General features: G+C 63.3%; 7 protein-coding genes. 6 read left to right on the top strand and 1 reads right to left on the bottom strand.

Annotated features, from left to right (window positions below; translation table 11 throughout):
- On the bottom strand, positions 1–708 hold a 708-nt coding region (locus ACY69P_RS12230), incomplete at its 3' end, for a bifunctional helix-turn-helix transcriptional regulator/GNAT family N-acetyltransferase (RefSeq protein WP_462327670.1).
- Positions 709–883: 175 nt separating this feature from the next.
- On the opposite strand from ACY69P_RS12230, the gene ACY69P_RS12225 reads away from it, so the two are divergent.
- From ACY69P_RS12225 to ACY69P_RS12200, 6 genes are all read left to right on the top strand, one after another.
- Complete coding sequence (locus ACY69P_RS12225) at positions 884–1,939, top strand: DUF6765 family protein (RefSeq protein WP_462327669.1); 1,056 nt, start codon at positions 884–886, stop codon at positions 1,937–1,939.
- Positions 1,920–2,270 (top strand): hypothetical protein, encoded by a 351-nt coding sequence (locus ACY69P_RS12220; RefSeq protein ID WP_462327668.1) that lies wholly within the window; start codon positions 1,920–1,922, stop codon positions 2,268–2,270. Before ACY69P_RS12225 ends, ACY69P_RS12220 begins: the two co-directional genes overlap by 20 nt.
- 549 nt (positions 2,271–2,819) lie before the next feature.
- The gene (locus tag ACY69P_RS12215) at positions 2,820–3,359 is read left to right on the top strand and encodes a hypothetical protein (RefSeq protein ID WP_459901822.1); all 540 of its coding nucleotides are present in this window, start codon (positions 2,820–2,822) and stop codon (positions 3,357–3,359) included.
- Positions 3,360–3,377: 18 nt separating this feature from the next.
- Positions 3,378–4,775: a type VI secretion system baseplate subunit TssK gene (gene tssK / locus ACY69P_RS12210; protein ID WP_462327667.1), complete on the top strand. Its 1,398-nt coding sequence runs from the start codon at positions 3,378–3,380 to the stop codon at positions 4,773–4,775.
- 27 nt (positions 4,776–4,802) lie between these two features.
- On the top strand, positions 4,803–5,498 hold the full coding sequence (locus tag ACY69P_RS12205) for a DotU family type IV/VI secretion system protein (RefSeq protein ID WP_462327666.1): 696 nt from the start codon (positions 4,803–4,805) through the stop codon (positions 5,496–5,498).
- Between the two features lie 17 nt (positions 5,499–5,515).
- Positions 5,516–7,130, top strand: a 1,615-nt coding sequence (locus ACY69P_RS12200) for a type VI secretion system protein (RefSeq protein ID WP_462327665.1), incomplete at its 3' end; no start/stop codon positions are given.

The following is a 7,130-nucleotide window of genomic DNA, read 5'->3' as shown; positions in this document are numbered from 1 at the left end:
CTCGGGCAGGAAGTACATTTTTTGAAGCTCGCAGTAGTGGCCTTCGTCGGTGGGGAGGGGGGCAATGCCGCCACAGCCCACAACGCGTCCTTCACGCTCCAGCACCCAGTAGCGGCTGCCGGGGGCGGCGTAGGTGTTGGTCATGCGGTCCACGCTGGGGTCGCCCACGGCGTAGCCGTCCTCGGCGCGCAGGCCGTATTCTTCCGAGACATCGCGGATGATGGCCGCAACGGCGTCGTCGTCTGCTTCCGTGATGGGGCGGAAGGCGAACCCCTCCTGTAGGCGGCGATAGCGCAGCGCTTTGGCGTAGGTTTCAAGGCCCTGCATGACGGCGGCCTGTTCATGCTCGGCCAGAAGCTCCAATGCGCCGGAAACCAACTCGTCGGCCTCGGTGTGGACGGCTTCCACGCGGCGCAGTCCCTCTGGCGTGATGGTGAAGTTCTTGGCGCGCTTGTCATGGGCATCCGGAGCGGACTCCACCAGCCCCTGTTTGGCAAGCGAAGCAAGGGCGCGGCTGGCCCCGGATTTGTCAATGAGCAGCGTGTCGGCCACGGCCTGAACGGAGAGACTGGTGGAGGAGAGTTCGATAAGGGCGTGCGCCTCGGGAACGGTGAGCCCCATCTGGTCCGCGCGGCCTGCGACCAGCTTCCACTCCCGGGCCAAACTGCGCGATGTGCGCCGGAGTCGGCGTGTGAGATGTGATGTCATGATATCTTCCCTATGAAAGTAGTTGCGATGCGCAACTATAAGAAAAGCGCCCCCATATTGTCAAGGTGCATGCTGATTTCTGCGCAAGCAGTTGTATTTATGTGGCTATAGACAGGTCTATGGTGTGGGTATATGTTCTCCGTACTTTATGCGGCACCGAGCAGAAGGAGGACATATGCAGCTCGACATGCACTACTACGGCACATACGCCCTGGCCTACGCGGCAGGCCTGAATGAAGAAACAGCGCGGAAAATCGCCACGTCGGCGCAGTTTGTGGATGATAATGCGGAGGAGCGCCCGTGCGACTTTGATGACGGCGCGATGCTTCAGCTTCGTGCTACGGCGCACCACTGTGAGCAGATTGAGAACATCAACGCCGACGACCAACGGCAGGTGTGGGTGCCGTTTCACTTTTTGCCCGGCGCGGAGGGGGCAACCTATGAGGAGCGGCTGATGTGCCGCATGAACAGCCCTGTGGTGCAGGAGTTGGTGGCGCATCATCTGGGGCTGCGGGCCGGGCGGTTTTCCTCGGCGCTTATTGGCGTGCTGGCGCATGTTTTTGCGGATACGTATTCCCATTACGGCTTCTGCGGCGTCAGTTGCGCGGCCAATGAGGTGGAGCAGGATAGCATCGACTTTCATGGCGGGGGCAGTGGCAAGGAATGCACCATGGAATCCTTCTGCGAGAAGTATACGACGCGATGCGGTGCTTTTTTTGCGGAGCAGTTGTCCGGCGCGTTGGGGCATGGCGGTGTGGCGACGTACCCGGACCAGCCCTACCTGAGGTGGGAGTTCGACTACGAGCACCGCGGCAACGGGCCGAAGGAGCGGGACAATCAGAAGACCTTCCTTGAGGCGTGCCGGGCGCTGCATGGCATCTTTGTGCGCTATGGGCACGAGCACCCGGAGCTTGCGTCCGGGGCGGTGCACCCCTTTGATGACATTGAGGACGCCGTGAAGGAGGTGCTGCGCCTTGCGGACGAGAAGGAGGCGCGGTGTGACGCGTGGACCACGCAGGCGGCGGACGGCTCGCTGCTTGGCGGGGACCGTTTTGTCATTCCGGCGTACGACCCGGAGCCTTGGAATGAGGGAATCAAGCTCATGGACGACACGCGCGACTCCAGTCAGGTGCTTGATCTTGACGTCTTCCACTTCTATCAAGCCGCGGCCCTGCACCGGTCCTACGTGCTGCGCCAGCTGCTGCCGAAGTATGACCTTGTTGTGGCGTAGGCTGTGGACTGCGGCATTGTGCGCCGGGGTGGTGCTTGGCCTTGGCGACGCGGGAGCGGCGCTGGCTGAGGAGTATGGCTCTGCGCCTCGGCTGCCCGGCCAGTATGGTCAGGACCGTCCCGACGAGCGCCGGTTCCGTAACGACGCCCCCCTTGCTCCGTGGAATCAGCCGGGAAAGCGGGACGACGCCCTTGCCCCGTGGAACCAGCTCCCGGACCGCGATGACCCCGTTGCGCCATGGAATACCCCCGGCGCGGGCCAGCACGAGTCCAACACCTATCTGGAGCGAAACGGCCACGACGACCCGTGGTACAAGTGGGGTGGTGACTGATTCAAATGCACGCTGGGGAGGCAGACCCGAGGTGCCAACCTGTACCACCGTAAGCTGTGACCTCCGTTCCTGGATAGAAGGGGGTTCCATGTTTTTTTGGGGGGGCAGGACGCACCTCGCTTGCCCAAGGTACTAGGCGCAGGGAGAGCCACGGCGGCCGCGCGCTAGGCAGAGCGGGACTCCATCCCTTCGCCCCCAGCTTTTGACGGCGTAGGGCGTAGACGGCAACGACCGCCTGACGCCACTTTTCGGCACTGAGCAGGCCGGAGCATCATTGATGCTCCGGCCTGCTTGCGTGTGATGAGCCGCAATGGGGGCGGGCTATCCGGGCGAAATATGGAAGGAAACAGTTGGGCGCAGAAGGCTCTGCATGGCCTGTGCAATACATGTTGTTTTGCAAGGTGTTAGCGCGCCTTGCTGACGCAGTATGGCTGAATTGTATCGTTTTTTATGTATGATACTTGGAAAAAAGAAATCTATCGTGGTATACATATAGATGGCAAAAAGTGTTGCTTCTTGGCGTTATTACAGGCGGCTTGCGGAGGTGGAATGACGGCGCGTTTCGGTTTTGGCGCGGGATACTGGCGGGGCAGTGTGGGTGGTCCCGTGTGGTGCGCTGTTTTTTGCGCTTGCGCTGCGTGCCTTGCCCTGTGGGGCTGCTACGGCAACCACCTTGGCATGTGGTCCGCCAAAAGCGAAATAGTCATCACGGTAACCATCGCCCCGGACGCCAACGCGAACACCGCCGTGCCCGTGGATTTCATCATGGTCTACTCGGACGAGGTGGGCGGCCAGCTTGCCGGGTTGTCCGCGCGGACGTGGAACCAAAAGAAGGCGCAGTTCTTTCGGGATTTCACCAAGGGCACGGACTACGACATCGTCCACCGCGAGTACGTGCCGGGGACGACGGTGCCGGACGTGACCGTGCCCACCAAGCTGCGCAGTACAATGCTCATTATTTTCGCGGACTATCTGACGGAAGGCGAACACCGCTTCATAAGCAAGACCGCGGCGGACCTGCACTGTGTGTTCCAGCGGAAAGGGTTTGTGGTTCAGCCTGTAAAGACGACCGCACACGAAGCGCAATGACCACGAAAGAGGTGCCTTGTGGGTAATGGCAATGGGATGTTTGACGCTGTGCAGTGGCATGAGGGAATGCTGCTTTCGCCCCAGCACTTTCAGGTGATGGATAGGCGAAACGAGCAACTGGTGCAGTACCGGATGAGCGCGGGCGCGCCCTTTTCGTGGGGCGTGGTGCGGTGCGAGGTGGACTCGCAGCTGCTGCTTGGCGGCGTCTTCCGCGTACGGGCGCTGGAAGCGGTCATGCCGGATGGCCTTGTGGCGCGGTATGACAGCTCCGACCAGCCGCTGGAAATCGACCTCGCCCCGTACGAGGACGGCATGCGCTCCGGCGGCGTGCGGGTGTATCTGACGGTGCCTGCGTCCATGCCCGGGCGCGAGGTGCGCGGCGAAAATGCCCGGTATGAAAGTTACGAAAGTGGCCCTGTGGTGGATGAAAGCACAGGAAACGCCATTCATGTTCCCCTGCTTCGTCCCCGCATCGCCCTCGCCGCAGGGGGCGCGCCGTCCGCGCAGTATGTGTCCCTTCCCCTTGCTGAAGTGGTCTCCAAGCAGGACGGACTAAGCCTGTCGGACTATATGCCGCCCTCGCTTTTGGTGCGCCCGGGGACGTCCGTGTTTGCGCTGAGTGAGCGTATTGTCCGCATCGTCCGCAAAAAGGCCATGATTGTAGGCGACCGCATCACGTCTGCCGGCAGGAAGGATGCCTCGTACCTGCTGGAGTCGCGCCTTGGGCTGGCGGGGCTGCTTTCGTGGCTGCCGCTGGCGGAATCCCTCCTCTACAGTGGCGCGGCGCATCCGTTTTCACTCTTTCTTGCCCTGCAGGGCCTTGCCGGGAGTGTGAGCTCCGTTGGCCGCGCCGTGCTCCCGCCCCGTGTGGAATATCACCACGAAGAAGCCTACGCCGCCTTTGCCAAGGTGGTGGGCTACATCGCCCGCGTGCTCGATCGCGGCGTTGCCGAAAGCTATCAGGAACACCGCTTTGCCCTTGATGGCGAAACGTTTTCGCTGGACCTCAGCGGGCTGGATATTGGCGAAGAAATGCTGCTTGGCGTCGTGCCGCGCTCCGGCCAGCGCGCCGAGGATGCGGAGCGCTGGATGCGGCAGGCGATTATCGGCGCCAGCGACGGCTTTGAGCACTTTACGGACCGCCGCGTTTTGGGCGCCACCCGCCGCAAGGTGCAGCGCGAGGGCGAATTTGTTGCGCCAGCGAATACGGCGCTCTTTGCCGTGAATGTCGACCCCGCCACCATCGACCCACAGGGTGTGGTGCAGATTGCCGGAAGCGTGCAGGGCGGGGCTGTGCGTCCGCCCGCCGCCATTGTGCTGTATCAGCCCTGCGCGGCAGACGGGCACTCGTCCCGCCCCAGCGGCGCAGGAAAGCGGCAGAAGACCAAGCGCCCTGAACCCACGGGCGAAGTGTAGGGAACCGGTATGCAAGTGGATTCGCCAATGGAGCAGGTTCGTGAATTTTACCGGGCGCTGGAGAGCGTCATGGATGAGGCCTTCGCGCAGGACGCCGAGGACGCTCCTCGCGCTGCTGCGGAGCACCACGCCCGCCTGCTGGGCATCCTGCAACGGCAATTGGGCGGGCGCGCCGCGAGCGGAGAACATGTACAGCCCGGCTGCGCAGGCTCCGGCGGTGTGCTGACGCAGTACGCCCTTGCGGCGTTGGCGGATGATCTTTTGCTCTCGCGCGCGTGGGCGGGCCGGGCTTTTTGGAAGACGAACCTGCTGGAGGAACGGCTGTTTGGCACCCGCGAGTCCGGCGAGCGGATATTCAGCATTGCGGACCGGCTGCTTCAGCGCCGTGACGCCGCGGATGCGCCGTTGATGGAGACCGTGCTCCTTGTGTTGGGGTTGGGCTTCAAGGGGCGCTACGCCGCGCCGGAGGACGCCCCGGCGTTGGCGCAGTACCGCAGGCAGCTGGAGGAGGCCCTTGGCGGCGCGCGGCAGGGCGGCGACATGCTGTTTGCCGATGCCTACGGCCGCGTGCTGCACCCGGCGCGAACACAGAATTTGCCCTCACTGAGGAGGTGGTGGGCGTGGGTGGCCATGGTGGCCCTGATGCTGTTGGCAGTCTCGCACGGCGTCTGGGTATGGGAGACCGCAACCATGCGGCAGCTTCTGCTTGAAATCGTTGGCTGACGAGGCGGAGACCACGGATGAGCATAGCGCATCTGCTCGATGGCTTCATGTACACCGTGTACAAGTACTCGCACGTCCTGTTTGCCCTCGTGGGCATGCTGACGATGCTGTCTGGTGTGCTGTTCTCCGTGTTTGTTGCCACGCAGAAAAAGCGCAAAAAGGCCAAGGCGGAAGAGGAGGCGGCAGAGGGCGGGGCCGACGGTGAGGCCCCGGCGGCGGGCGAGGGCGATGCCGAGGACGCCGCGAAGGGCGTTAAGGGAGCATTCGGTCAACTGCGCAAGGCCCTTGGCTTTGCCAATATGTCGCGCCGCAAGAAGTACAGCGTGCCGTGGGTGCTGCTCTTTGGCGACGAGGACGCGGGGCAGAGCGACGTGGTGGCCGAGCTTGCGCGCCTTGGCGTAGAGGACGACCAGTGCCACTGCCGCGCCGAGGCGCTGCACTTTGCCGTCCTGCGCGATGGCGTGGTGTTTGCCCCGTCGGCGCGGGCGTTTTTTGCCCATGGCAAGGCCGGGGATGCCTACGCGGCGACGCTGCTGCGGGCCTTTCGCGCGGTGCGGCCTCGCCGCCCGTTGGACGCTGTGGTGGTCACCCTTGGCGCGCAGGAGTTGTGCGGACAGGAGCCGGGTACCTTTGAGGCCGAGCGCGCGGCTGAGGCCGCAGGCCACCGCATTGCCGAGCGGTTGGAGCGGATTCAGGACGCCCTTGGTATGAGCCTGCCCGTGTATGTGCTTGTGACTGGGTGCGAGCAGGTGCCGGGCTTTGATGCCTTGCAGCGCGCGGTGGGCGATGAGGCCCTGCGGCAAATGTTTGGCTGGACCAGCCCCAAAACGCCGGACACCGCCTACGCCAAAAGCTGGGAAGAGGACATCTGCGGCAGTATTCTCAGCAGCCTGGACAGCGCCACCCAGAGCGTGTTTGCCGCGCCGCACCCCCCGGACGACGCCGGACGTATCTTCCGCCTGCGTGAATATTTTGAGGACCTCTTCCCCGCGCTGACCCTGCGCCTGCGGACCATCTTTCAGCCCCGCTCCCAGATGCAGAGCGTGCCCTGTCGGGGCGTGTATTTTTGCGGGCACTACGGCGAAGGGCGAGGACGCCGTACCACCTTTGTGCACGATGTGTTTTCCAAGCAAATCTTTGGCGAAATGGGCCTTGCCTCGCCAGCGGACAGACTGATGGTGGCACGCCGCCGCACTGTGCGCGGCATGCAGGCCGCCGTAGTGGGGATTATGGCGGTGTGGGTGCTGGGGATGGCGGTTGGGCACTACCGGGTATGGAAGGAATCGCGCGACGTTATCACCGTGCAGGAGTCCCTGAAGACCGACTTTGAGCGCTATCAGCTCCTTGGCCGCACAGCAGCCGCCGTGCCGGACATGCACATGACGCCGGAGGAGTTCAAGCAGCGGATGGAGGGGTATATTTCGGGCTTCAATTCCATTGACCCGGAGTTGTTCTTTTCCGTCTTTATTCCGTCCTCGTGGGAGAGCGAACTGCGTGGGCGGATTCTCAGCATGGCGCGCAAGGCTGTCGGTTCGGTCCTGCTTCGCGGCATCCGCGGCGACCTGATGAACAGGGCGGCGCATCTGGGGCTGGCCGAAGGGTTGCCCGTTGCGGAGGGCGACGTGCGCCACC

The sequence above is a fragment of the Desulfobaculum sp. genome (genome assembly GCF_054921475.1).
This window is presented reverse-complemented; position numbering and strand designations above follow the sequence as displayed.